29 protein-coding genes are annotated in these 24229 nt (G+C 70.0%); 19 read left to right on the forward strand and 10 right to left on the reverse strand.

The features are described from left to right. Positions 1-19 precede the first annotated feature (19 nt). Positions 20-328, forward strand: a complete 309-nt coding sequence (locus tag AWZ10_RS29025) for a hypothetical protein (RefSeq protein ID WP_046707399.1) — start codon at positions 20-22, stop codon at positions 326-328. Continuing rightward, positions 325-723, forward strand: coding sequence for a PIN domain-containing protein (locus AWZ10_RS29030; RefSeq protein WP_046707398.1), 399 nt, complete (start codon positions 325-327; stop codon positions 721-723). The genes AWZ10_RS29025 and AWZ10_RS29030 overlap by 4 nt, the downstream gene beginning before the upstream one ends. 54 nt (positions 724-777) lie before the next feature. Here AWZ10_RS29030 and AWZ10_RS29035 read toward each other — a convergent pair whose 3' ends face one another. The 6 genes from AWZ10_RS29035 to AWZ10_RS29060 all read right to left on the reverse strand — a co-directional run bounded on the left by AWZ10_RS29035 (position 778) and on the right by AWZ10_RS29060 (position 6935). Then, on the reverse strand, positions 778-2241 hold the full coding sequence (locus tag AWZ10_RS29035; RefSeq protein WP_060892424.1) for a HAMP domain-containing sensor histidine kinase: 1464 nt from the start codon (positions 2239-2241) through the stop codon (positions 778-780). Beyond that, positions 2238-2972, reverse strand: coding sequence for a response regulator transcription factor (locus AWZ10_RS29040; protein ID WP_046707396.1), 735 nt, complete (start codon positions 2970-2972; stop codon positions 2238-2240). Before AWZ10_RS29040 ends, AWZ10_RS29035 begins: the two co-directional genes overlap by 4 nt. Positions 2973-3187: 215 nt before the next feature. Beyond that, on the reverse strand, positions 3188-3400 hold the full coding sequence (locus tag AWZ10_RS29045) for a hypothetical protein (protein WP_046709927.1): 213 nt from the start codon (positions 3398-3400) through the stop codon (positions 3188-3190). 144 nt (positions 3401-3544) lie between these two features. Next, positions 3545-4747 (reverse strand): S1C family serine protease, encoded by a 1203-nt coding sequence (locus AWZ10_RS29050; protein WP_060892425.1) that lies wholly within the window; start codon positions 4745-4747, stop codon positions 3545-3547. Positions 4748-5014: 267 nt separating this feature from the next. Beyond that, the gene (locus AWZ10_RS29055; RefSeq protein WP_060892426.1) at positions 5015-6037 is read right to left on the reverse strand and encodes a LacI family DNA-binding transcriptional regulator; all 1023 of its coding nucleotides are present in this window, start codon (positions 6035-6037) and stop codon (positions 5015-5017) included. A 106-nt stretch (positions 6038-6143) separates the two neighbouring features. Beyond that, positions 6144-6935, reverse strand: coding sequence for a response regulator transcription factor (locus AWZ10_RS29060; protein WP_060892427.1), 792 nt, complete (start codon positions 6933-6935; stop codon positions 6144-6146). A gap of 216 nt (positions 6936-7151) precedes the next feature. Here AWZ10_RS29060 and AWZ10_RS29065 point away from each other — a divergent pair, with 216 nt between their 5' ends. The 7 genes from AWZ10_RS29065 (at position 7152) to AWZ10_RS29095 (ending at position 12868) form a co-directional block, all read left to right on the forward strand. Continuing rightward, positions 7152-8024, forward strand: a complete 873-nt coding sequence (locus tag AWZ10_RS29065) for an alpha/beta hydrolase (RefSeq protein ID WP_060892428.1) — start codon at positions 7152-7154, stop codon at positions 8022-8024. 183 nt (positions 8025-8207) lie between these two features. Continuing rightward, a complete protein-coding gene (locus tag AWZ10_RS29070; RefSeq protein ID WP_046709820.1) occupies positions 8208-8462 on the forward strand; it encodes a MoaD/ThiS family protein in 255 nt (84 codons plus the stop codon). A 10-nt stretch (positions 8463-8472) separates the two neighbouring features. Then, positions 8473-9762, forward strand: coding sequence for a hypothetical protein (locus AWZ10_RS29075; protein ID WP_046709819.1), 1290 nt, complete (start codon positions 8473-8475; stop codon positions 9760-9762). 337 nt (positions 9763-10099) lie between these two features. Beyond that, positions 10100-10834, forward strand: a complete 735-nt coding sequence (locus tag AWZ10_RS29080; RefSeq protein ID WP_046707442.1) for an LmeA family phospholipid-binding protein — start codon at positions 10100-10102, stop codon at positions 10832-10834. Positions 10835-11279: 445 nt separating this feature from the next. Beyond that, positions 11280-12119: a sulfurtransferase gene (locus AWZ10_RS29085; protein WP_037688342.1), complete on the forward strand. Its 840-nt coding sequence runs from the start codon at positions 11280-11282 to the stop codon at positions 12117-12119. A gap of 93 nt (positions 12120-12212) precedes the next feature. Next, the gene (locus tag AWZ10_RS29090) at positions 12213-12500 is read left to right on the forward strand and encodes a DUF1416 domain-containing protein (protein WP_037688344.1); all 288 of its coding nucleotides are present in this window, start codon (positions 12213-12215) and stop codon (positions 12498-12500) included. A 98-nt stretch (positions 12501-12598) separates the two neighbouring features. Then, the gene (locus AWZ10_RS29095) at positions 12599-12868 is read left to right on the forward strand and encodes a DUF3099 domain-containing protein (RefSeq protein WP_046707441.1); all 270 of its coding nucleotides are present in this window, start codon (positions 12599-12601) and stop codon (positions 12866-12868) included. Between the two features lie 83 nt (positions 12869-12951). Here AWZ10_RS29095 and AWZ10_RS29100 read toward each other — a convergent pair whose 3' ends face one another. Next, positions 12952-13314 carry a DsrE family protein gene (locus tag AWZ10_RS29100; RefSeq protein WP_046707440.1) on the reverse strand — a complete coding sequence of 121 codons (363 nt, stop codon included), beginning with the start codon at positions 13312-13314 and terminating at the stop codon, positions 12952-12954. A gap of 272 nt (positions 13315-13586) precedes the next feature. Between AWZ10_RS29100 and AWZ10_RS29110 the strand changes: the two genes are divergently transcribed. Genes AWZ10_RS29110 through ygfZ form a run of 3 tightly spaced genes read left to right on the forward strand, consistent with a single transcriptional unit; the run spans position 13587 to position 15666 of the window. Further along, positions 13587-14162: a heme-binding beta-barrel domain-containing protein gene (locus tag AWZ10_RS29110; RefSeq protein ID WP_046707439.1), complete on the forward strand. Its 576-nt coding sequence runs from the start codon at positions 13587-13589 to the stop codon at positions 14160-14162. A gap of 60 nt (positions 14163-14222) precedes the next feature. Continuing rightward, the gene (locus AWZ10_RS29115) at positions 14223-14690 is read left to right on the forward strand and encodes a Fur family transcriptional regulator (RefSeq protein WP_046707438.1); all 468 of its coding nucleotides are present in this window, start codon (positions 14223-14225) and stop codon (positions 14688-14690) included. 10 nt (positions 14691-14700) lie between these two features. After that, entirely contained in the window at positions 14701-15666 is a 966-nt protein-coding gene (gene ygfZ, locus AWZ10_RS29120; protein WP_046707437.1) for a CAF17-like 4Fe-4S cluster assembly/insertion protein YgfZ, read from the forward strand. Between the two features lie 64 nt (positions 15667-15730). On the opposite strand, the gene dtd is transcribed toward ygfZ, so the two are convergent. Beyond that, positions 15731-16156 (reverse strand): D-aminoacyl-tRNA deacylase, encoded by a 426-nt coding sequence (dtd, locus tag AWZ10_RS29125; RefSeq protein ID WP_037688582.1) that lies wholly within the window; start codon positions 16154-16156, stop codon positions 15731-15733. Positions 16157-16372: 216 nt separating this feature from the next. Here dtd and AWZ10_RS29130 point away from each other — a divergent pair, with 216 nt between their 5' ends. The 3 genes from AWZ10_RS29130 to AWZ10_RS29140 all read left to right on the forward strand — a co-directional run bounded on the left by AWZ10_RS29130 (position 16373) and on the right by AWZ10_RS29140 (position 19766). Then, a complete protein-coding gene (locus AWZ10_RS29130) occupies positions 16373-17005 on the forward strand; it encodes an RsiG family protein (protein ID WP_046707436.1) in 633 nt (210 codons plus the stop codon). 208 nt (positions 17006-17213) lie between these two features. Further along, complete coding sequence (locus AWZ10_RS29135) at positions 17214-18506, forward strand: GNAT family N-acetyltransferase (protein ID WP_046705816.1); 1293 nt, start codon at positions 17214-17216, stop codon at positions 18504-18506. A 342-nt stretch (positions 18507-18848) separates the two neighbouring features. Further along, a complete protein-coding gene (locus AWZ10_RS29140; protein WP_173531541.1) occupies positions 18849-19766 on the forward strand; it encodes a winged helix-turn-helix domain-containing protein in 918 nt (305 codons plus the stop codon). A 27-nt stretch (positions 19767-19793) separates the two neighbouring features. Here AWZ10_RS29140 and AWZ10_RS29145 read toward each other — a convergent pair whose 3' ends face one another. Further along, complete coding sequence (locus AWZ10_RS29145) at positions 19794-19985, reverse strand: hypothetical protein (RefSeq protein ID WP_037688367.1); 192 nt, start codon at positions 19983-19985, stop codon at positions 19794-19796. Positions 19986-20181: 196 nt separating this feature from the next. On the opposite strand from AWZ10_RS29145, the gene AWZ10_RS29150 reads away from it, so the two are divergent. Next, positions 20182-21045: a GntR family transcriptional regulator gene (locus tag AWZ10_RS29150; RefSeq protein ID WP_046705975.1), complete on the forward strand. Its 864-nt coding sequence runs from the start codon at positions 20182-20184 to the stop codon at positions 21043-21045. Then, positions 20994-21794 carry an HAD family hydrolase gene (locus AWZ10_RS29155; RefSeq protein WP_078935441.1) on the forward strand — a complete coding sequence of 267 codons (801 nt, stop codon included), beginning with the start codon at positions 20994-20996 and terminating at the stop codon, positions 21792-21794. Before AWZ10_RS29150 ends, AWZ10_RS29155 begins: the two co-directional genes overlap by 52 nt. Here AWZ10_RS29155 and AWZ10_RS29160 read toward each other — a convergent pair. Further along, positions 21785-22210, reverse strand: coding sequence for a hypothetical protein (locus AWZ10_RS29160; protein WP_159015093.1), 426 nt, complete (start codon positions 22208-22210; stop codon positions 21785-21787). The two genes, AWZ10_RS29155 and AWZ10_RS29160, sit on opposite strands and share 10 nt — an antisense overlap. Before the next feature lie 222 nt (positions 22211-22432). Here AWZ10_RS29160 and AWZ10_RS29165 point away from each other — a divergent pair, with 222 nt between their 5' ends. Then, on the forward strand, positions 22433-23551 hold the full coding sequence (locus tag AWZ10_RS29165) for a phosphotransferase (protein WP_060892429.1): 1119 nt from the start codon (positions 22433-22435) through the stop codon (positions 23549-23551). Between the two features lie 18 nt (positions 23552-23569). Beyond that, positions 23570-24187, forward strand: coding sequence for a TetR family transcriptional regulator (locus tag AWZ10_RS29170; RefSeq protein ID WP_060892430.1), 618 nt, complete (start codon positions 23570-23572; stop codon positions 24185-24187). Positions 24188-24229 lie beyond the last annotated feature (42 nt).

Raw genomic sequence — 24229 nt, forward strand, 5'->3', positions numbered from 1 at the left:
GTGTGGCTATGGTGCATCCATGGCAGAGAGTACGACCATCCAGGTGTCCAAGCAGGCCCGCGATCATCTGGCCCAGGTCGCCAAGGAGCGAGGCATGACCCTCGGCCAGCTCATCGAGCGGCTGGCCGCGGAGCAGCCCACGGCGGAGCAGATCGCGGAGCGGGTCGCCGCCACGCGCAAGGTGCTGCGTGAGCGCATGGGGTGCACGCTCACCGACGAGGAGTTCGACGGCGGGCCGGACGTCCTGGCCAATATCTACGCGATGGCTGCGGATAAAATGCACTCCGGCCGCGAGACGACGCGCCCTGACCAGGAGCGCGCCGCGTGATCGTCCTCGACACGGGCGCGGCCCTCGCGCTCGCGCGCGGCCACGAGGCCATGCACCGCCTCGCGGACAACGTCGCGCATACCCCCGGTGACTGGTTGCACATTCCCTCCCTGTGCCTCATGCGGGCGGAGGAGAAGGACGAGGGCATCGGACGGGCACTGCTCGCGCTGCCGGGCATCCACGTCGATCCACTCGGCCAGACGGCCGCTGTGACGGTGGGCGGGATGGTGCGTGACGGCTGGGGCGGAGCCGATACCTGTCACGCTCTCTACGTCGCCACGCCGCACCTGGAGACCGGCGGCATGTCCATCATCCTGACGGGACACGAGGACGACTACCCGCCGGGCGTACTCGCCATCGACATCGACTCCCCCGGAATGCTCGGCTTCCACTGAGGCTCCCCAGAAGCGGCCACGGACCAATCCGTCCCGGTGCCGAATCTCCTACGGCTACTCCGGCGCCCCCGGCGGCGGAGTAGCCGCCCCCGGCAGCCGTACCGTCGCCAGCGTGCCGCTGCCCTCGGCTCGCGCCAGGGACACCTCGCCGCCCGCCTGCTCGACCGTGCGGGCCACGATGGACAGGCCCAGGCCCGAGCCCGGCAGGGCCCTCGCGCTGGGGGAGCGCCAGAAGCGGTCGAAGACGTGGGGGAGTTCGTCGACGGGGATGCCGGGGCCGTGGTCGCGGACCGTGAGGACACCCGCATCCAGCGAGACCTCGATCGTGCCGCCCTCGGGGCTGAACTTCACCGCGTTGTCGAGGATGTTGACGATCGCGCGCTCCAGGGCGGACGGCTCGGAGCGGACGTACCAGGGCTGCAGGTCCGCCGTGATCGTCAGCTCGGGGCCGCGCAGACGGGCCCGGCGCAGGGCCGCCTCCACGGTCTCCTGGAAGTCGACCACCTGGAGGTGACGGCCTCCCTGCTGGCCCGACTCCGAGCGCGACAGCTCCTGCAGGTCGCCTATCAGCGCGGCCAGTTCGGTCATCTGGGCCTTCACCGAGGCGAGCAGGGCCTTGCGGTCGTCCGCCGGGATCGGGCGGCCCGTCTCCTCGCTGCGGGTGAGCAGCTCGATGTTCGTCCGCAGGGACGTGAGGGGCGTACGGAGTTCGTGGCCGGCGTCCGCGATCAGCTGTTGCTGCAGTTCGCGTGAGTTGGCGAGTGCGCTGGTCATCGAGTTGAAGGAGCGGGACAGGCGGGCGATCTCGTCCTCGCTCTCCTCCTCCACGGGGATGCGGATGCTCAGGTCCTCGGTGCGCGCCACGTGCTCGACGGCTTCCGTGAGCTTGTCGACCGGACGGAGACCCGCGCGGGCCACGGCCAGACCGGCCGCACCGGCGCCGACGACTCCGATGCCGGAGACGAGGAGGAGGATCAGGGCGAGGTCGTTGAGGGTGGACTGGGTGCCCTTGAGAGGTACCGCCACGACATAGGCGGCGTTCTCCATCACGTATTGCCTGCCGCCCTCCTCGACCACGAGTGCCGTGGCCAGTACTCGTACGGAATTGCCCTCGCTGTCAGTGCCGTTGCGGATCTGCCCGGTCTTGATCTTGGGGTTCGCGGCCACGTCCTTGTCGCTTTCGGCGACGTTCACCACACCTGTGGAGTTGGGGAAGACACACTTCGTGCCGTCCGCCTTGACCACCTGGGAGTACCCCTTGTTCCGCGGCCCGAAGAATGACTGCGACGGAACCTCTGGGCAGGCGGTGAGGACGCTCTGCTCAACCATCTGCTTGGGCAGCGCACGGCTGACCATGGACTCCAGATCGTTGTTGATCTCGTCGTACAGCTTCCCCTGCACGATGAACCAACACGTCACCGACACCGCCGCCACCGCGAACGCCACCGCCGCCGCGACCAGCATCGACAGCCGGGCCCGGATCGGCAGGGACCGGTAGCGGCTCAGGAGCTTCTTCACTCCGCGCCGCCTTGGCGCAGGACGTACCCGACACCCCGCACGGTGTGGACGAGCCTCGGCTCGCCGCCCGCCTCGGTCTTGCGGCGCAGATACATGACGTACACGTCCAGGGAGTTGGAGGACGGCTCGAAGTCGAAGCCCCAGACGGCCTTCAGGATCTGCTCGCGCGTGAGGACCTGGCGCGGGTGCGCCATGAACATCTCCAGGAGTGTGAACTCCGTGCGGGTCAGCTCCACCGGGCGCCCGCCCCGCGTGACCTCCCGCGTGGCCAGGTCCATCCGCAGGTCCGCGAAGGTGAGCGCCTCGTCCACCTCGGCGGCGTCGGTCAGGGCGGACGCGTACGTGCTGCGGCGCAGCAACGCGCGGACGCGGGCGAAGAGTTCGTCCAGCTCGAACGGCTTGACCAGGTAGTCGTCCGCACCCGCGTCGAGGCCGGTGACGCGGTCGCCGACCGTGTCGCGGGCCGTGAGCATCAGGATCGGGGTCGTGTCGCCGGCGCCGCGGATCCGGCGGGCGGCGGTCAGCCCGTCCATCCGCGGCATCTGGACGTCGAGGATGACCAGGTCCGGCTTGTACGCGGTCGCCTTCTCCAGCGCGTCCGCGCCGTCGACGGCGACCTCGGTGCCGTAGCCCTCGAAGGCGAGGCTGCGCTTGAGTGCGTCGCGCACCGCCGGCTCGTCGTCGACGATGAGGATGCGCTGGGGTTCGGGGGCGCCTTCGGCGGGGCTCATGATGGTTTCGTTCCTCGGATGCGGTGGTTTCCAGGGCCGGGGGCGCCGTGGGGGTTCCTTGTGCGTTGCCGGGTGCGGGTGCGGGTGCGGGTGCGGGTGCGGGTGCGTTGTGGCTGGTCGCGCAGTTCCCCGCGCCCCTGGAGGGGCGCGCGCGGTACCGCCCTAGCCTTGCACGTCCCCTGGCCGCGCAGTAGCCCGTGAGAGTCCCGTGAGGATCAGCCGCGAACCGTACGCCGGTGCGGGCGCGCCGCCGTGGTGCGGCGGGCCGTTCCTCGGGCGGCGGACGCCACCTCGGGGGCCCGGGTCACCGGCGTGTGCAGTTCGGCGGCCACCGCGAGGGCGAGGCCCAGCCCGGCCGGGTCGCCGGCGGTTGCGACGTCGTGCGAGACCTGCGTGATCTGCGCGCCGTTCCTGATCTGCGTGATCATGTCGAACTCCTTGGACTCAGCGGACGGGAAAGGGCTGGAAGGGACCGGGAGGCACCGGAAGGGACCGGGAGGGACCAGAAGGCACCGGGAGGCACCGGGAGGCACCGGCAGGGATCTACCTGGTCGGATGCGATGCGGCGGACCTCAGTCCGAGCCGCCCGCCCGCAGCGTGCTCAGGTCGGCCTTGACGGTGTTGACCGGGATCGCGAAGCCGAGGCCGACGCTGCCGGCGCCGGCCGACGAGGCGTCCGCGGCGGAGTACATCGCCGAGTTGATGCCGATGATGTTGCCGTTCATGTCGATGAGGGCGCCGCCGGAGTTGCCCGGGTTGAGGGAGGCGTCGGTCTGGAGGGCCTTGTACGTGGTCGTGGAGGAGCCGGTGTCACCGTTGAACTGCCGGCCGCCGAACTCGAACGGCCACTGGCCGCTGCCGCCGTCCTGCTGTTGCTGCTGCTGGCCCTGGCTCTCGTCCGTCGAGACCGTCACGTCACGGTCGAGGGCGGAGACGATGCCGCTGGTGACCGTGCCGGTCAGGCCCTCGGGGGAGCCGATCGCCACGACCTGGTCGCCGACCTTGACGCCGGCGGAGTCGCCGAGGGTGGCGGCCTTCAGCCCGGAGGCGTTCCGCAGCTTGATGAGGGCGAGGTCCTTCTTGCTGTCGGTGCCGACGACCTCGGCCGTGTAGGACTTGCCGTTGCTCGTCGTCACCTTGATCTGGGAGGCGCCGGAGATCACGTGGTTGTTGGTGATGATCTCGCCGTCGCTGGTGATGATCACACCGGAACCGGTGGACTCGCCCGCGTTCGAGGTGGCGCTGATCTCCACGATGCTGGGGCTGACCGCCGTGGCGACCCCGGAGACCGTGCCCTTCTGACTGGTCGGCACCACACTCGTGCTGGTGGAGCTGGAGGCCACGGTGTCCGTGCCGGTCAGCTCCTGGATGCCGTACGCCGTGCCACCGCCGATCGCCGCCGCGACGAACGCCACGGCCGCCAGCAGCGCGATCGGACCCCGGGCACGCCTTCTCGTCGAGGGCGCCGACCCGGGGGCGGCGGCGGAGGAGACCGGCTCGGTGAGGAGCGCGGTGGGAGCCGAGGCCGCCGCGGCGGGCTGCTCGTACGTGGCGTACGCGTACTCAGCGGACGGTGCCGCCGGAGCGGGAGGCGCCGAGGCCGGGTCGTACGCCGGCGGGGGCGGCCACTCCGGGTTCACCGGGGCGGAGGCGGGCTGCTGCTGGAGGTACGCGGGCTGCTGCCGGGTCTCGCCCTCGGCGTACCCGGAGTGCTGCTGCTGGTCACCCTGATAGGGGTTCTCGTACTCGCCGCTGCGGCGGAAGCTCTCGGTCATGACCCAGAGCCTGCCGCCCGATCATGAGACCTTCCTGAGTGCTCCCTGAGAACCCCGCCAGAACCTCGTTCGCCCCATATAAAGGCGCCGAGGCCCCACAGGCATGGGAAACAAGGGGGAGGCCGTGCGGGGAGGCCGGCTTCTGAGGGCGCGGGGAACCGCGTGATCAGCCACGACGAACCCGCAGTCAGCAACGGCGGGCAGCCTCTGGGCGCTACCCGCTACCGCTACCCGCTACCGCTACCCGCTACCGCTACTCGCCCGCCGCTACTCGCAACCGCAGGACCGCCGGGCCACCAACCTCGACGGGAACAGCTTCACGCGCTCCCTCCGGGACCCGGGCACCCGAATCCCGTCATCGAGCACCAGATCCACCGCCGCCCGGGCCATCCCCGTACGATCCGTCCCGATCGTCGTCAGCGGCGGATCCGTGAGCGCCGCCTCCTTGACGTCGTCGAACCCGACGACGGCCAACTCGCTCGGCACCTCGATCCGCAGCTCCCGCGCGGCCCGCAGCACACCGATCGCCTGGTCGTCGGTGGAACAGAAGATCGCCGGCGGCCGGCCCGGCTCCGCCAGCAGCTTCAGCGCCACCTGGTACGCGTCGTACCGGTTGTAGGGCGCCTGGAAGAGCCGCCCCTCGGTCGGGATCCCGGCCTCGTCCATCGCGCGCCGCCAGCCCTCGACGTGGTCGGAGACGGGGTCACCGACGAGCGGGGTCTCGGCGATACCGCCCATACAGGCGACGTACTCGTAGCCGTGCGAGAGGAGATGTTCCACGGCGAGCTGCGCGCCGCCGAGGTCGTCGGTCACCACGGCCACGTCGTCGATCGCCTCGGGCCGCTCGTGCAACAGCACGACCCGCGCGTCCCACGCCTCTATCTCGGCGGCGGCGTTGTCGTTGAGGGCGTGGCTGACGAGGATCAGCCCGGAGACACGCATGCCGAGGAACGCCCGCAGATAGTGGACCTCGCGCTCGGCGACGTAGTCGGAGTTCCCGACGAGGACCATCTTGCCGCGCTCGGCGGCGGCCTGTTCGACCGCGTGCGCCATCTCGCCGAAGAACGGCTGGCGTGCGTCCGGGACGATCAGGCCTATCAGCTCGGTGCGGCGCGACGCCATCGCCTGGGCGACGCGGTCGGGCCGGTACGACAGTTCCTTGATGGCGGCGAGGACACGCTCGCGCGTGGCCGGGGCAACCGGCCGGGGTCCGTTGTTGATGACATAGCTGACGACGGCGGTCGACGTACCCGCCAGTCTTGCCACGTCATCCCGAGTCACCTTGGCCACGCCCGGAGTCTACGCGGATAAATCGCCCCTGGGCAGGGCGTACGGGAGACCCCTTGGGCGGCGGTGGTGCGTATGCCGCCCTGCAGGGACCCGGAGGGGCGGGGCGCTACGCCTCGGCCGCGATCTCGACCGTGTCCAGGGACGCCGTCTCGTCCGCATCCGCCGCCTTTGAGGAGGAGTCCGAGGACGCCGCCTTGCCCTTCGCGTCGTCACCGGCGCGCTCCGCCTTCTCGGGCGTAACGAATCGATAACCGACGTTCCGGACGGTCCCGATCAGCGACTCGTGCTCGGGGCCGAGCTTGGCGCGCAGCCGCCGTACGTGGACGTCGACCGTGCGCGTACCGCCGAAGTAGTCGTAGCCCCAGACCTCCTGGAGCAGCTGGGCGCGGGTGAAGACGCGGCCCGGGTGCTGGGCGAGGTATTTGAGGAGCTCGAACTCCTTGAAGGTGAGGTCGAGGACGCGGCCCTTGAGCTTGGCGCTGTAGGTCGCCTCGTCCACCGAGAGATCGCCGTTGCGGATCTCCATGGGGGAGTCGTCGTTGACGATCTGCTGCCGGCCCATGGCGAGCCGCAGTCGGGCCTCGACCTCGGCGGGGCCGGCGGTGTCGAGGAGGACGTCGTCGATGCCCCAGTCCGCGGTGACGGCGGCGAGGCCGCCCTCGGTGACGACGAGGATGAGGGGGCAGCCGGGGCCGGTGGAGCGGAGCAGCTGACACAGGCTGCGGACCTGTGGAAGGTCACGGCGTCCGTCGATCAGGATGACGTCCGCACCTGGGGTGTCGACGAGAGCGGGGCCTTCCGCCGGGGCCACGCGCACGTTGTGCAGCAGCAGGCCGAGGGCCGGAAGCACCTCGGTGGAAGGCTGGAGGGCATTGGTCAGGAGCAGCAGAGAACTCATACGTCTGGTTCCTCCTCGGTCCCTGCGAGGACGTGTGTGGCACTGAGCGGCACCGCGATTGTCGACTGCGGTGCTCCACAGTGTTCTGCTCTGCGATCCCGGGGCCCGTACATCTGCGGTCACCTGGCGTTTCCCGCTCGTATACAACGCTTCCGAAAGCACAAAAGGACCCGGGGGCGACATTGCCCGAGTCCTCTGTCCAGCAGAATAGCCCACATGAGTGCTGGTCCGGCAGGTCATGTGACGCGATCTTTCGACATTCCGAACTCTGAGACGGTCGATCGAACCCCGTCGAGGCCGCCCCGAACCCCTTTGCGCAGGTTTCTGCGCACTGACGACGGGGTGAATATCGAGGCCGTATACGATCCGAGAGCCGTTGTATACAACGGCTCCGACGGCACCGGAACGCCATCCTCCGGCCATCTGGCCGTCGTCGTCGCGCACGGCTTCACGGGTGACGCTGATCGTCCACATGTTCGAAGGGTGGCGGGGGTGCTCGCCCGGTACGGGTCCGTCGTCACCTTCTCCTTCCGCGGTCACGGAAGATCCGGCGGCCACTCCACGGTCGGCGACCGCGAGGTCCTCGACCTCGCGGCGGCGGTCCGCTGGGCCCGCGAACTGGGCCACGAGCACGTCGCCACGGTCGGCTTCTCGATGGGCGGCTCGGTCGTCCTGCGCCACGCGGCACTCCCCGACGGCCCCGACGCCGTCGTCTCCGTGAGCGCCCCCGCCCGCTGGTACTACCGCGGCACGGCCCCCATGCGCCGGGTCCACTGGCTCATCACCCGCCCCGAGGGCCGCCTGGTCGGCCGCTACGGCTTCCGCACCCGCATCCACCACCGCGACTGGAATCCCGTCCCCCTCTCCCCGGTCGAGTCCGTCCCCCTGATCTCCCCGACCCCGCTCCTGATAGTCCACGGCGACAGGGACGGCTACTTCCCGACCGACCACCCCGAGATGCTGGCGGCAGCGGCGGGGGAGAACGGCGAACTGTGGCTGGAGAACGGGATGGGGCACGCGGAGAACGCGGCGAGCGAGGAATTGCTGGAGCGGATCGGGGTTTGGGTGGAGAAGAACGCGACCCCGTGAGGGGCGCGGGGCCGTAAGGATCGCGGGGCCGTAAGGATCGCGGGGCCGTAAGGATCGCGGGGCCGTATCGAAGTGAGGCTCCGCCGCGCGGGCGTGACCGGCCCCCACCGGGCCCGTGGTTTCCGCGCGAAGCCGACCGCCCCGTAGCCTGATCCCCGTCACGACTAATACAGAGGAACGCAGATGCCAAAGGGCACCGTCCGCTACTGGGCAGCCGCCAAAGCCGCCGCAGGCATCGCCGAGGAGCCCTACGACGCGGCCACCCTCGCGGACGCCCTGCACACGGCCCGCGAGCGACACCCCGGCGAACTCGTCCGCGTACTGAGCCGATGCGCGTTCCTCGTCGACGGGGACCCCGTGGGCACCCGTGCGCATGAGACGGTACGTCTGGCCGAGGGCGGCACGGTCGAGGTGCTCCCGCCGTTCGCAGGAGGGTGACCCCCACATCATGAGCAACCAGCCGTACGGGTACGAGGGCCACCAGGGACACCAGGGCTACGAGGCCTACCAGGAGCCGCAGGCGGAGCCCCACCAGTACGCGGCCCAGCCTCAGGCGCAGCCGCACTGGCAGGGCTACGACGAGAGCCAGGCCGCCCACGCCCAGCAGTACACCCAGCAGTGGGAGGGCCAGACCTGGGAGACCCAGATCCAGCCCCAGACGCCGCCCGGGACCCCGCCCGCCGCCGACGTGGCGGAGACGGCCTACCTGCCCCCGCAGACGGGCGGCCCGAACGCGCAGTACGGCCAGGGCGGGCAGTACGGCCAAGGCGCGCAGCACGGCGCGAACGCGCAGCACGACCCGAACGCGCAGCACGACCCGAACGCGCAGTACGGCCAGTACGCGCCCCAGGGCGGGCCGCAGCCGCAGCCACAGCAGCCGCAACCCTCAAGCCGGCCCCCGGCCGACCCCGTCCCGCAGTCCGACCCCGTCCCGCAGTCCGGCCCCGGCTACGGTCCGCCCACCCTCACCGGCAACACCCGGGTCACCGACGCCCAGCGGGCGCGGGCCGAGGGACGGTCGCCGATCATCGAGCCCGGGATGCAGCCGGCGCTGCTCACCGCCGTACTGGGCCTGCTGCTGGCCGGTGCCGCGGCGATCGGCGAGTACGCCCTCGCCGTACCGCTGGTGATCCTTCAGGCCGTGACCGCGGCGGGCTGGTTCCGGCTGAACGGCATGTGGCCGGCCCGTCAGGGCATCGTGCTGGCCTTCGCGGGCGCGCTCGCGGCGGACACGGCACTGTTCGCGGCCGGCCGGGAGCACGCGCCCGCGGCCATCCTCGGCACGCTCGGCGTGTGGGTGCTGCTCAGCATCGTGCTGGGACTGCGCAGCCACGCGGACCCGGACGAGCGGATGTACGGACTGATGGCCACCGTGACCTCGGCGGCACTGTCGATCATCGCGACCGGCTACCTGGCAGCCGTGGCGGACGCGGTCACGGTGGGCGGTGTCGCGGTGGCGGTGGCCGTCCTGGCCCGTGCCCTGCCGCTCCCCACACCGGCCTCGGTGATCGTGTCCCTGCTGGCGGCGACCGGCGCGGGCATCGCCGTCGGCGGCGCGACCGACCTCGGCACCTCCGGCGCGCTCCTGGGCGCCGCCGCGGCCCTCTGCGCCCTCGTCGGCCACCGCGTCGCCGCCTACGACTACCCCTCCCGCTTCGTCCACTTCACCGCGGGAGTCGCCCTCCCGCTGGCCGCCGCGGCCCCGGCGGTGTACCTGCTGGGCCGCGCGCTGGGCTGAGCAGGGATTCCTTCGCCCCGCTCACGTATCTGGGTCGCCTGCAACGTACGTGGGGCGTCTCGCGCAGTTCCTCGCGCCCCTTTTCAAGGGCGCGGGGAACTGCGCGAAAGGGGTCCGGGGCGGAGCCCCGAGGGACGGGACGGGCAGGGGCGGTGGGGGCGAAAGCCCCCAAGTCGCGCGCCCACCCGCCCTGTCACAGGTGATCGACAAGGCCGGCCAACCAACCCCGCCCATACGCCCGCACGATTACTCTCGCGTAGAACGGCCACCCGGGTCGTTGAAGCCGGACCGACCGCCGAACCGGCCGCCGAGTGGACAACGTGGGGAACACCGAGACATGCGCGCACTGCGAATACTTGTCATCGTCGCCGTGATCCTGGGCGGCCTGTTCGTGATCGCGGACCGCGTGGCCGTCGGCTTCGCCGAGGACGAGGCGGCCGAGCAGCTGAAGACCAGCGAGGGCCTGGCGAGCACCCCCGACGTGTCCATCAAGGGCTTCCCGTTCCTCACCCAGGTCGCGAGCGGTGAACTCGACGACGTCGAGGTCGGCATCAAGGACTACGAGGCGAGCACGGGCAAGTCCGACGAGAGCATCCGTATCGCCGATCTGCAGGCGAACATGCGCGGCGTGGCCTTCTCCAGCGACTACAGCTCCGCCACGGCCACCAGCGCCACCGGCAGCGCGACCATCGCGTACGACGAACTCCTCAAGGCAGCCAAGTCCGCACCGACGCGGATCCTCCCCGGCGTGACCGCCCAGGTCGTCGGCCTCTCCGACGGTGGCAAGGGCAAGGTCAAGGTCGACATCAAGGTCAAGGTCGACGTCCTGGGCAAGTCGACGACGTACCCGGTGCTCAGCACCGTCACCGTCGACGGTGACACCGTGAAGGTGCACGCCGACAACCTGCCGAACCTGGTCGTCGAGGCCGCGGAGGGGCAGGTCCGGTCGATCACCGACTTCGAGCAGAAGATCGACGACCTCCCCGGCGGCATCAAGCTCGACAAGGTCGAGGCGGCACCGGACGGCGTGGAGATCACGGTGCGGGGTTCCAACGTCAGGCTGGCCGGGTAGGACGACCGACGGCGCCCGGCAGGCCGGGACCGGCACCCGGCACCGACCGCGGTGGCCCGACGGCGTCCAAGAAGCGAGACGCCACCGTCCGCACCGTAGATGTGACGACGGCTACACGGGCCCGGAAGCCCTGTCACGGCAGCCCCGACAGCCTCGCTATCCCACATTCCGGACGATCGCGTCTCAGAATACGACATGCCGGTGACACGCCCGCCTGTCCGTCCCTACGATCGACCATCATGAAGCGACAGGCGGATCTCACGAAGCGGCGGGCAGTAGACCTGTGCCGCGTCGCCGCCATGCTCTGTCGCACTTTCTGAGTGGCAGCCACGACTGCCGCGTTCCCCGTCGCCCTGCCCAGCCAGGGCACACCCGTGCGCGCCCGGCCCGACCGCCGTCAGGCGCCTCGCACACCCCGCCGCAACTGCCCCGGAGGAGAAAGAGCATGAGCCGCAGCGACGTCCTGGTAGACGCCGACTGGGTCGAGGCCAACCTCGACGACTCGAACATCGCCATCGTCGAGGTCGACGAGGACACGACCGCGTACGAGAAGAACCACATCAAGAACGCCATCCGGATCGACTGGACGAAGGACCTCCAGGACCCGGTACGCCGTGACTTCGTCGACCAGGAGGGCTTCGAGAAGCTCCTGTCGGAGAAGGGCATCGGCAACGACACCCTCGTCGTCCTCTACGGCGGCAACAACAACTGGTTCGCGTCGTACGCCTACTGGTACTTCAAGCTGTACGGCCACGAGAACGTCAAGCTTCTCGACGGCGGCCGCAAGAAGTGGGAGCTGGACGCCCGCGAGCTGGTCGACGAGGTGCCGGTGCGCCCCGCGACCGAGTACAAGGCCAAGCCGCAGAACACCGCGATCCGCGCCTTCCGTGACGACGTCGTCGCCGCGATCGGCTCGCAGAACCTGGTCGACGTGCGCTCGCCCGACGAGTTCTCCGGCAAGCTGCTCGCCCCGGCCCACCTGCCGCAGGAGCAGTCGCAGCGTCCGGGCCACGTCCCGTCCGCCCGCAACATCCCGTGGTCGAAGAACGCCAACGACGACGGCACCTTCAAGTCGGACGACGCCCTCAAGGAGCTGTACGCCGACGAGCAGGTGGACCTGGCGAAGGACACCATCGCCTACTGCCGTATCGGTGAGCGCTCCGCGCTGACCTGGTTCGTCCTGCACGAGCTGCTCGGCGTGGAGAACGTCAAGAACTACGACGGCTCCTGGACCGAGTACGGCTCCCTGGTCGGCGTCCCGATCGAGCTCGGCGCCAACAAGTAGGACCGGCCGACAGCAGCCGACAGCCAGTAGTAAGCGAACACCCGTTCATCCCGACCGGCCTTCCTTCCGGTCAGACCTCTCTTGGAGAAAGACATGTGTGGAGCGAAGGCCGGCGGCCCGGACGCCTCGACGATCAAGCCCGGTGAGACCACGATCCAGGGTCAGGTGACCCGCGACGGCGAGCCGGTGACGGGCTACGTCCGTCTGCTGGACTCGACCGGCGAGTTCACGGCGGAGGTTCCCACCTCCGCGACGGGCCAGTTCCGCTTCTACGCGGCCGAGGGCACCTGGACCGTCCGCGCGCTCGTCCCCGGCGGCACCGCCGACCGCACCGTCGTCGCCGAGCAGGGCGGCCTGGCGGAGGTCGCGATCGCCGTCTGAGGCGTTCGTTCTTGAACGGCTGAACGGCTGAGGGCCGTACCCCGGGTCGTCCGACCCGGGGTACGGCCCTCAGGCGTGAGCGGGCCTACGCTGGAGACATGTACGCCCGCCGGCGCCACGCCTACTTCGCCATGATGGGCACGTGTCTCACGCTCTTCGTCCTGGCCTGGGGCGTCGTACGCCTCTGGTCGGTCCCGGTCGCGGTCGGCATGTGCGTGGTCGCCATGGTCATCCCGCCGCTCGCCGCCGTCGTCGCCAACCGGCGCGGCCCCGACGACCGCTGGTGGGACGACCCCTCCGGCGACCCGAAGTCCGACGAGTGGTGGGACGAACTGGACGGCAAGAGGCGCCCGAGGCAACAGCCTTGATCGCTGCCACTGGGGCGTGTCTCGGCGGCGGCCGAGGAGTCTGAAGCTGCCGCAGGGGAGTCTGAAGCTGCCGCAGGGGCGTCTCAGTAGACGAGTGCCTGGGTGCCGTCCGCCAGCGCCTCCTGCACGAACACCTGCGCGCCCGCGATCCGTACGCCCTCGATGACGTCCTTCTCCGTGATGTCCCGGCGGGCGGCGCACTGTGTGCACAGGGTGAGCGTGCCGCCCGCGAGGACCGAGTCGAGGAGGTCGGGGAGGGGGGCGGCATGCGGCAGCTCGAACTCGGCGGCCCGGCCCGGCAGCGCGAACCACGCGGACTCGCCGGTCAGCCACAGGGACACCTCCACTCCGCTGGCCACCGCCACCGCCGCCACGGTGAACGCCTGCGAACAGCGCTCGGGAGCATCCGCCCCGGCCGTCACCTTGATCACGAGCTTCTTCGCCATGGCCGCATGGTAGTCCGCATCGTGATCATCGTCGCGGCCGAGCGGCAAAGGGCCCACCTCACGGCGAGCCCCGGGTTCCGGCCGCGTAAGCTGGGGTCCGGCCTTGTGCAGTACCGAATCCGCTCATCCGAGGAGCACCCCGTGGAACTCTTCTTCGAAATCCTGCTGGTCCTGGTCGCCGTCGGCGTTCTCGCCTTCGCCGGCCTGACCGTGAAGAAGCTGTACCAGGGCCAGCGCTGACCCACGTCGAGGACATCCAGGAACCGCCACTCATGATCGAGATCCCGTCCGACCTGCACAAGGACCTCGTCCCCCTCGCCTTTCTGCTCGGCGACTGGGCGGGCGCGGGCGTCTACGACTTCCCCGGTGCCGAGAAGTGCAACTTCGGCCAGGAGGTCACCTTCACCCACGACGGCCGGGACTTCCTGGAGTACCACTCCCACACCTGGGTGCTGGACAAGGACGGCAACAAGGTCCGCCCGCTGGAGACCGAGTCCGGATTCTGGCGCATCGACGCCGACCGCAAGGTCGAGATCGTCATGACCCGCGACGACGGCGTCGTCGAGGTCTGGTACGGCGAGCTGGCCAAGCAGAAGCCGCAGATCGACGTGGTCACGGACGCGGTCGCGCGTACGGCGGCCTCGGGGCCCTACAGCGGCGGCAAGCGGCTGTACGGCTATGTGCACAGCGACCTGATGTGGGTCGGTGAGAAGGCGACGCCCGACGTCGAGCTGCGCCCCTACATGTCCGCGCACCTGAAGAAGGTCGTCACCCCCGAGGACGTCGAGCGCTGGGCCAAGGCCCTCCCGGACGACATGCCGGACGACGGCATCGCCTTCTTCAAGTAGGTCAACATCGAGTGGGCCCACATCGAGTGGGCCTACCCGAAGTGGTCCTAGACTCGTGGTGTGGTGAGCACCGACTGGAAGAGTGACCTCAGGCAGCGCGGCTACCGGCTGACGCCGCAGCGGCAACTCGTGCTCGAAGCCGTGGACACCCTTGAGCACGCGACCCCCGACGACATCCTCGTGGAAGTGAGGAAGACGGCGTCGGGGGTCAACATTTCCACGGTCTACCGGACCCTGGAGCTCCTGGAGGAGCTCGGGCTGGTCAGCCATGCCCATCTGGGGCACGGGGCGCCGACGTACCACCTGGCCGACCGGCACCACCACATCCACCTCGTCTGCCGGGACTGCACGAACGTGATCGAGGCGGATGTGTCGGTGGCGGCGGACTTCACGGCCAAGCTGCGCGAGACGTTCGGCTTCGACACGGACATGAAGCACTTCGCGATCTTCGGCCGCTGCAAGGACTGCGCCCGCAAGGCTGCAAGCAGCAAGACCTCAACCGCCAAGAGTTCAACTACCGAGTCGTAGGCTTAGGCGTATGAAGAGCCCTCTGCTGTCCCTGCCCGGCGCCGTCTCCGGCGAGGGGGTGGACGAAGGTGTCGCCGCCCACTATGGGGACCTGTTCCGCGAACAGCGTGCCCTCGCCGACGGCACCGGATTCGTCGACCTCTCCCACCGTGGTGTCCTCGCCGTCTCCGGCGACGACCGGCTCAGCTGGCTGCACCTGCTCCTCACCCAGCACGTCAGCGAACTCCCCACGGGCGAGGCCACCGAGGCGCTGATCCTCTCCGCCAACGGCCACATCGAGCACGCGCTGTACCTGGTCGACGACGGAGCGACCGTCTGGGCCCACGTCGAGCCCGGCACCCAGGAGGCGCTGCTCGCGTACCTGGAGTCGATGAAGTTCTTCTACCGGGTCGAAGTGGCCGACCGGACGGGCGACTTCGCGGTCGTCCACCTCCCGGCCGGTTCGATCGCCGAGATCCCGCAGGGCACGGTGGTCCGCGAGACGCCGTACGGCCGTGATCTGTTCCTTCCGCGCGCCGACCTGGAGTCGTACGCGGAGAAGGCGGCACCCGCGGTGGGTCTCCTCGCGTACGAGGCGCTGCGCGTCGAGCACCACCTTCCCCGCCTCGGCTTCGAGACCGACCACCGCACCATCCCGCACGAGCTGGGCTGGATCGGTACGGCGGTGCACCTGCAGAAGGGCTGCTACCGGGGCCAGGAGACCGTCGCCCGCGTCCAGAACCTCGGCAAGCCCCCGCGCCGCCTCGTCTTCCTCCACCTCGATGGCAGCGAGGTCCACCTCCCGCCGCGCGGCGCGGAGATCCGCCTCGCGGACGACGGCCCCGACGGCCGCAAGCTCGGCTTCATCACGACCTCGGCCCGCCACCACGAGCTGGGCCCGGTGGCCCTCGCCCTGATCAAGCGCAACGTACCGGTGGACGCGAGGCTCATGGCCGACACGACGGCAGCGGCGCAGGAGACCGTGGTCGAGCCGTAGCGGCGGCACCCCGTGAGCGCCGGGTTGCGCCCCCTCCCGCCGGCCGGCGGAGGCGTCCGGCGCCTCACATCTCCAGCAGCACCGTGAACGGCCCGTCATTCGTCAGCGTGACCCGCATCCTCGCCCCGAACCGCCCGGTCGCCACCGTCGCCCCCAGCGACCGCAGCTGCGCGACGACCTCCTCCACCAGGGGCTCGGCGACATCGCCGGGCGCCGCCGCGTTCCAGGTGGGCCGGCGTCCCTTGCGCGCGTCGCCGTACAGCGTGAACTGGCTGATCACCAGCAGTGGCGCGTCCACATCGCCGCACGACTTCTCGTCGTGCAGCATCCGCACCGACCACAGTTTGCGGGCCAGCTGAGCCGCCTTCTCCTTGGTGTCGTCGTGGGTCACCCCCACGAGGACGCACAGCCCCTCGCCCTCGATCGCACCGACCGTCTCACCGTCCACGACGACGCTCGCGCCGTCGACCCTCTGCACCACCGCACGCATGCCGACCATCATGCCGTCGACGTCCATCGGCCGCGCGCGAGGGGGTCCTCCTTACGGGGGGTTTGTGATCACGAGGGTTTGAAGAGCGCTTTGCCCGGTCTTTCTCATTGATCCATTACCGACCATCTGGGGTGGATCGCGGGGACTCGGTCACATAGCGGCCACTGAGAGTGGCACCATGCTCACACACACCGGTCGAGGGGACGGTTGAGGCGCATGAGCACATCGAGTACAGGGCAGCCCCCGGGGACTGCGACGTTCACCCGTACCAATCCGGGGCCTGGCCCCGGCGTCCGCCGGCCACCGGTCCAGCGCACGGACAGCGAACCACTGCCGCCGGACCCGGCCGAGCACGCCCTGTCCCGGCTGCGGCTGCCCGAACTGCGCGCACTGCGCCGGGACGCCCAGCGGGACGAGGCCGATCTCAGCTATCTGCGGCGGCTGCTCCAGGGCCGTATCGACATCCTGCGCGCCGAACTGGTCCGCCGGGGCGGCGCGGCGGACCCCACGGCCCGGGGGGAGCCCTCGGCGCTCGTCGACCGGCTCTCGGCGATCCTCACGGACGCCCCGGCCCGGCACCGGTCCTCGGCCCGCCACGTCACCGTGGGCACGCCCTACGGAGAGGAGTACCGTCGGCTCGCCGCCGACATGCTCGACGAGGTCGAACTCTCCGACCTCCAGGCCCGCACCGACGACGAACTCACCGCCGGCCTCGCCCGTCTCGTCCATCACGAGCAGCAGATCTCCGGCCGCCGCCAGCGCCTCCAGCGCACCGCGGACGACTGCAGCGCCGAAATCGCCCGCCGCTACCGCGAGGGCGAGGCCCAGGTGGACGACCTGCTGATCTGACGCGAGGACGCGTGTCCCTGAGAAGACAGGCCCGAAGGGCCGTCTTCTCAGGGGCGCGGGGAACTGCGCGACCAGCCCCCAACCGAACCCGCGGCCGGTGGTCGAAGGGGCGCAGCCCCTGGAGAAGGGGCGGGCAGGGGCGGGCAGGGGCGGCGGGGGCGGGAAAAACCCCGAGACACACCGCGGAGCACCCCCCTAGCGTGGCCCCATGAGCTCCTCCCACGACATAGCCGTACGCCCCGTCACCGAGGACGAGATCCCGGCCTGGCTGAACGCCCTGAACACCGGCTTCCTCCGCGCCCCGGAATCCCTCTCCGAGCAGGAGCTCAAGGACCGCTCGGCCCATATCGACCCGGCCCGCACCCTCGCCGCGTTCGACGCGTCCCGCTCCCACACCCCCCTCACCCCCACCGACACCACCCAGGTCGTCGCGACCTTCCGCTCCTTCCCGCAGGAGCTGACAGTCGTCGGCGGCCGCACCGTCCCCGCCGACGCCATCTCGAACGTCACGGTCAGCCCCACCCACCGCCGCCGAGGCCTTCTCACCCGGATGATGGCCCACGACCTCACCGCCGCGAAGGACCGCGGCGACGTCGTCGCCACGCTGATCGCCGCCGAGTACCCGATCTACGGCCGCTACGGCTTCGGTCCCGCCACCTGCACCACCGAGTGGACCGTCGACGTGCCCCGCACCGGCCTGGACCCCCGCTGGTCCGGCCCGGCGGACGGCGGTCGGGTCGACCTCGTCGACGGCGCGGTCGTACGCGCCCTCGGCCCCGCCCTGCACGACCGCCTCCGCCACGCCCAGCCCGGCGCGGTGAGCCGCGACGAGCGCTGGTGGCGGGTCAACACCGGTGACCTGCGGACCAGCTCCTCCTGGGCCGAGCCGTTCTACGCGGTGTACCGCTCGGCGGCCGGTGAGATCGAGGGCATGGTCTCGTACGAGGCGGACGACAGCTGGCAGATGAAGCAGCCGCAGAACACGGCCGACGTCAACTGGCTGATCGCGACGACCCCGGCCGCCGAGCGCGCCCTGTGGCACTACCTCTGCTCGATCGACTGGATCACCAAGGTCAAGTCCGGCTGGCGGGCGCCGGACGACCTCCTTCCGCACTTCTTCCCCGACCCGCGTGCCGTGGGCGTCACCACCCAGGCGGACTGGCTGTGGGTGCGGATCCTGGACGTCGTACGGGCGCTGGAGGCCCGTACGTACGCGGGGACCGGGGCGGCGCTGGTGCTGGAGGTCGTCGACCGGGACGGCTTCGCCGGCGGGCGCTATCGGCTGGACGCGGGCCCGGACGGGGCGAGTTGCGTGCCGACGAGTGAGGACGGGGACCTCGTCCTGGAGGTCGCGGACCTGGCGGCGCTGTGGCTGGGCGACGAGTCGGCCGTACGGCTCACCGCGCTCGGCCGGGTGCGGGAACAGCGGAAGGGCGCCGCCTCCGTGGCCGACGCCCTGCTGCGGACGTCCAGGCGCCCGTGGTGCCCGGACCTCTTCTGAGACCTTTCACTGGTGTGTGCGGAATCCGTAGCTGTTCAGTTGTGGTTGTGGCTGCGCATTCAGTTGTGGCTGAACCATTCAGTTGTGGCTGTGCGGACCGGTCGAACTCCCGGCTCCCCTCCGGAGAGGAGGTCGATCGGTCGGTCTCGGGTGTCGCTCGCGGTGTCGCCCACGAACGCTCACGGTGTCGCTCGCGGTGTCCGTCTCGGTGTCGCCAACCATCTGAAATTCTGACCATGTTGTGAAAGTTGGCGACCAACTCCAACTTACTTATCTCCGCTTGGAGTCGTCTCATAACCACCTTCCCACGAACTGCCCAAAGATGGCGAGAAGTTGTAGTGTTTGTTCGTGGAGCGGGAACGCACGGCCGTCGATGGACGGAAGTCGTCACAGCGGCCCCAGAGGTCACATCGCGAGGTGGCCGACGTGTTGCGCGGCCGGATCAGGTCCGGCGAGCTGCGACCGGGACAGCGCATGCCCACCCAGGCGAAGCTGGCGGACGAGTTCGGCGTGGAGCGCGGGGCCGTACGGCAGGCCTTGCGCATCCTGCAGTCGGAGCACCTGCTCACCAACGTTTCCAAGGGCAGCCCGGCGACTGTCGCCCCACGCGTGGGGGCGTGGGCCGTCGGCGGACCGGACGCGGCGCCGCGGCCCACGATGGTGGAGCTTGCCCCTCGCATATCCGCCGCCTTCGCGGCCCCGCACGTGAAGATCGACGCCCTCTGCCTGACGTCCGTGTCCCTCACGCTCGCCGTGGGTGAGCCGTTGCGCGAGATTCACGCGGGGCGCATAAATCCGGCCAGGGTCGACGTCCGGGTGATGCTGCCCAGCCGTGACATCCCGCTCGCCTTCCCGGCCCCGGTCGACGCCTCGGTCGACGGCCGGCTGCAGCGCCGCTGGCTCGTCCAGCGCAACGCCCAGGGGCAGGTCCTGAAGCACAACCTGCTGGCCCTGCGGTCCACGCACGGCATAGACGTGCGTGTCGCGTTCCGCGCGCTGCCCTTCACCCCACCCGTGAAGCTGTACCTCCTCAACGGCCGGGAGGCGCTGTTCGCGTACTACACGGTCCAGCGGAAGGAGGCCGAAGTGGACAGTGAGCAGCTGGAGATGTACGACGCCGAGGGCACCCAGTCCACGCTGTTCGCGTTCGAGCGGAGCGCGGCCGCCGCCCCGCGGGACACGACCTTCGTCGAGCAGTCCGGCCTGTGGTTCAACGCGCTGTGGGAAACCATCAGTTCGGACCTGCTGCTCACGAGCTGACGGCCGGCGCGGGGCGGGGCTCCCGCTTCACATCGCGGGTCCGGTGAACATCAGCGCGAGGATGACCGCGCCGATCGAGCTGCACGTGTGGTTGTTCGCCTTCAGCCCGATCGTGAGGAACAGCAGGCCGACGGCTCCCATCGTGCCGAAGCGCCACTCGACGAATCGCTGGAAGACGATGACGGCGAGGGCGGAGATGAGGGCGATGGCAGCGGGCATGGTGGAACCTCCTCCGAGGGGCCGGGGCGGGCGGGAGCCGAGATGAGAGGGGGAACTTCCACCAACTCGACCAAGTTGGTAACCAACTCTGTTTAAATGGTTCCCACTTGGTCCATGTTCATAACCACCTTCCCGTGAACTCCCCAAAGATGGGTGAGAGTTGTAGCGTTTGGTCGTGACTCAGGAGAACGTTGCAGTGAACGGCAGCAGAAAGCTCTCGTCCCAGGAGATCGCCGGCGCCCTGCGGGACCGCATCCGCGGCGGCGACCTCAGGCCCGGCGAGCGCCTGCCCACCCAGGCCGAGCTGGCGGAGGAGTTCGGCGTGGAGCGCGGCACGGTCCGTCAGGCGCTGCGCGCCCTGCAGGAGGACGGGCTGCTGAGCAACGTGAGCAAGGGGAGCCCGCCCAGGGTCGCCGAGGCCGTCCACGCCGCGCGGGACGAGCCGCAGCCGACGATGGTGGGCCTCGGCCCCCGCCTCGGCGCGGCCTTCTCCCAGCCGCACGTCCGCGTCGACGCGGCCTGCCTCACCGCCGAGACCCTGATGATGGCCCTCGGTGAACCGGTCCGCCGCATCCACGAGGGAACGATCCGTCCCGAGTCCATCGACGTACGCATCCTCCTCCCCTCCCGGAAGATCAACCTGGCGTTCCCGGTCCCCGTGGAGGGGCGGGGCGAGGACGACGAGGAGGACCCGGTCCACAAGCGCTGGCTCGACCAGCGCAACGCCCAGGTCCGCGTCCTGCGCCACAACCTCCTGGCCCTGCGCACGTCCCACCAGCTCGACGTCCGTGTGGCCTTCCGCGCCCTCCCCTTCACCCCGCCCGTCAAGCTCTACCTCCTCAACGGCCAGGAAGCCCTGATCGCCTACTACATGCTCATGCAGCGCGAGGAGCAGATGGCGGACGGCCCCCTGCAGATGTACGACGCCTTCGGCACCCAGTCCCTCCTCTTCTCCTTCGAGAAGGAGACCGGGCCCCGCGACGCCGCGTTCGTCGATCAGTCCCAGCAATGGTTCAACGCCCTCTGGGAAACCATCACCACGGACCTGACACTCTCCTAGTGACTCCTGATACGGCGCAGACTGAACCGGTGGCAGTAGAGACAGAGTCCCTTCGAGAACTGATCACTCCCGTCCGCTTTGTGCTCTGGGACCTGGACGGGCCGATCTGTCGACTGTTTTCCGGGCATCCCGCGCACCAAGTTGCCCGAGACCTGGTGAAGTTGATCGACCGGCGTGGCCTGGGCGGCCTGCTGACGGAGCGTGAACGGAGTACGACCGACCCCCAGGTCGTACTCCTGGGGCTGAGCCGGCGCCACCCGAGCAGCGACCTGATCATCGACCTGGAGAAGTGGCTCACCCAGCAGGAGCTGACCGCCGCGCCGAAGGCGTACCCCACCACCTGGGCCGACCCGCTCATCCGGACATGGTCGCGCCGGGCCAGATTCGCCATCACGACCAACAACTCGGCCCTGGCTGCGGCCCGCTACATCGAGAGCCGCGGCCTCACCGACTGCTTTCCCTACATGTACGGCCGCACCCGCGACCTCGACCTGATGAAGCCGCACCCCCACACCCTGCGCCAGGCCCTCAACGCGATGGGCGCCGACCCCTCCCGGGCCCTGATGCTCGGCGACGCCCCGACCGACTTCGAGGCAGCCCGCGAGGCCGGCGTCCCGTTTCTGGGCTACGCGTGTAACGAGCACAAGCTCAAGGCCCTCCGGGAGGTGGGCGTGCCGCTCTCGTCCACGGTGGACTCGCTGAAGCCCGTACTGGACGTGCTGCGCACGCGGCTTCCGGATCAGGCCTGAACCACCAGCAGGATGAGAGGAGGGCGGCCGACCAGGGCCAGGCCGGACGCTCCCGGCCCACCCGTACGGCCACCAGCCCGGTGACCAGGAGCGCCAGGTTTCATACGGCGCGGTTCGTTCGCCGTGCTGAGGGCTGTCGGGTCGAGGATGACATCCGCCCTTCGGTCCAGCATGTCCCGCAGGAAGTGAAGGATGCCCTGCGAGTCGTCGCATGCCTCGACGGCGGGGTCGAGCGAGTTCCGCTTCTTTCGTGACATGGCCTTGATCTCCATGGCGACGGGCCGGGTCGACCGCCCGGCGAACAGGTCACAGACGGGGCCGGCGAAGTCGAGGAGCACGGCTCGGGCCTGCCGAGGAGCCGCCGCAGATGCTTGCGGCTGTGTCGTCCCGCTGAGCGTGGGGTTCGTCGCTGTCATCGTGGTGAGTGTGGTGCAGACGGCCATCCGCCTCGGGGGCGAGCGGCCGTTCGGGCAGTCGCTCGAATGCGTGTCCATACGGGGCAGGGCGCCTGAGCGTTCACCCATCGGACCGACACCAGCGAACTCGTCGCTTCTGGCACGATGCTCGCCCACGGAGGAGTAACGTGCCTCCACTTCCTTGATTTCACCACTGGTGCGACCACGGCGAGAGAACGGGCAATGCCAGCTGAATCGGATTCCACGGGGCGGCGCCGCGCAGGTGAGATGAGCGCCGACCCGGGTGAGGTGGAGGGACCGCTCAGCGGCTACCACCACGAGACCTATGTCTTCCGGCTGCCGCCCGAGGCCGGGGTCGGGGGAAGCGCACGGTGGAAGTGCCGTGACCCGCGGGAGAGCCTGCTCTGGTTCGACCGGCGGTGCTTCGACTCGGAGGAGCGCCTGCTCACCGAGTTGCAGGGGCGCATCGGCAATATCCCCGATCTCATCGAGGTCGAGGGCACCGTCCTCCAGCGGTTCGTCGAGGGAGACACCCTCGGGGCGTTCCACGCGTCCGACACGGCGGTTCCGGAGAAGGAGTTCGAGCAGATCCTGGCCCTGTTCCGGCAACTGGTCGCCGTCACTCCCCGGACTCTTCTGGTGAAGCGGAGGTGTGAGCGGCGGGACCGCGCGCGGGAGAACGACAGCGCGGGCTTCCTCGACCGGTTGATCTGCTTCACCGAAGAGCGGGTCTACGGGGACAACCTCCCGGAGTACGGGGAGCTGTTCGCGGCCCTGAAGCTGGACTTCGACTCCTTCAAACAGCTCAGAAAGCATGTCGCCGGCCTGCGGGAGCGCCCGTTCTGCCTTCTCCACGCCGATCTCCACCGCGAGAACCTCATCGTCGACCGCGATCGTCGGCTCTGGGCCATCGACTGGGAACTCGCGATGTTCGGCGACCCGCTCTACGACCTGGCCACCCATCTGCATCTGATGCGGTATCCGCTGGAGCAGGAGCGGCGGGTGACGGAGCGGTGGTGCGCGCTCGTCGAGGATGTCCGGGAGGGGAGTTCGCGGGGCTGGCGGGAAGACCTGCCGAAGCTGCTCGACTACAAGAAGGCGCAGTCGGTGTTCACCGATGTGATCCGCACCTCGCAGTCCCTGCGCCTGGAGCCGAAGGTGGACCGGAGCCTGCTGCGCACCGCGACCTGGACGGTCTGGGACGTGCTGAGCAGAGGCGCACGGCCCCTGGGCGTCGAGAGGTTGCCGAGCGTGTCGGTGATCGAAGCCGCGCTCGTCCGATGGCTCCGGAAGCGTGGCGGTGGCTCGCGGTCACGGCGACAGGATCGAGTCGGACCGTAGGCGCTTAGGCTCGACCGTATGAGTGAGACCGGCCTGCGGGAGCGTAAGAAGCGGCGGATGTACGAGAGCGTGTCGGAGGTCGCGATCCGGCTGTTTCTCGAGAAGGGGTTCGACGCGGTGTCCGTGGCCGAGGTGGCCGCGGCGGCGGAGATCTCGAAGCCGACGCTCTTCCGGTACTTCCCGGCGAAGGAGGACCTCGTGCTGTACCGGATCGCCGATCACGAGGACGAGACGGCGCGGGTGGTCGCGGGGCGGGCCGAGGGGGAGTCGGTGGTGGGGGCGGTGCGGGCGCACTTCTTGGCGGGGCTGGCCCGGCGGGACCCGGTGACCGGGCTGAACGACCATCCGCAGGTGCTCGCGTTCCATCGGCTGCTCTACGGGACGCCGTCGCTGGTCGCGCGGGCCCATGGGCATCTGGAGCGGGCCGAGGCCGCGCTCGCCGAGGTGCTCGGGGGCGGGCTCGACGCGCGGGTCGCCGCCGGGCAGATCGTGGCCGTACGGCGGGTGCTCGCGGAGGAGAACCGGCGGCGGGTCGAGCGGGGGGAGCCGGTGGAGGAGGTCGAGCGGGACGCCGTTGCCGCCGCCGAGCGGGTGTTCGGGCGGCTGGAGGGGGCACTTCCGCTCGGGGCGGTCTGAGGGGGCGCGTCCGTTGTTCTCCCGTTGTTCTCTCGGTCCGGG

The sequence above is a fragment of the Streptomyces europaeiscabiei genome (assembly GCF_001550375.1).
Lineage (GTDB): Bacteria > Actinomycetota > Actinomycetes > Streptomycetales > Streptomycetaceae > Streptomyces > Streptomyces europaeiscabiei.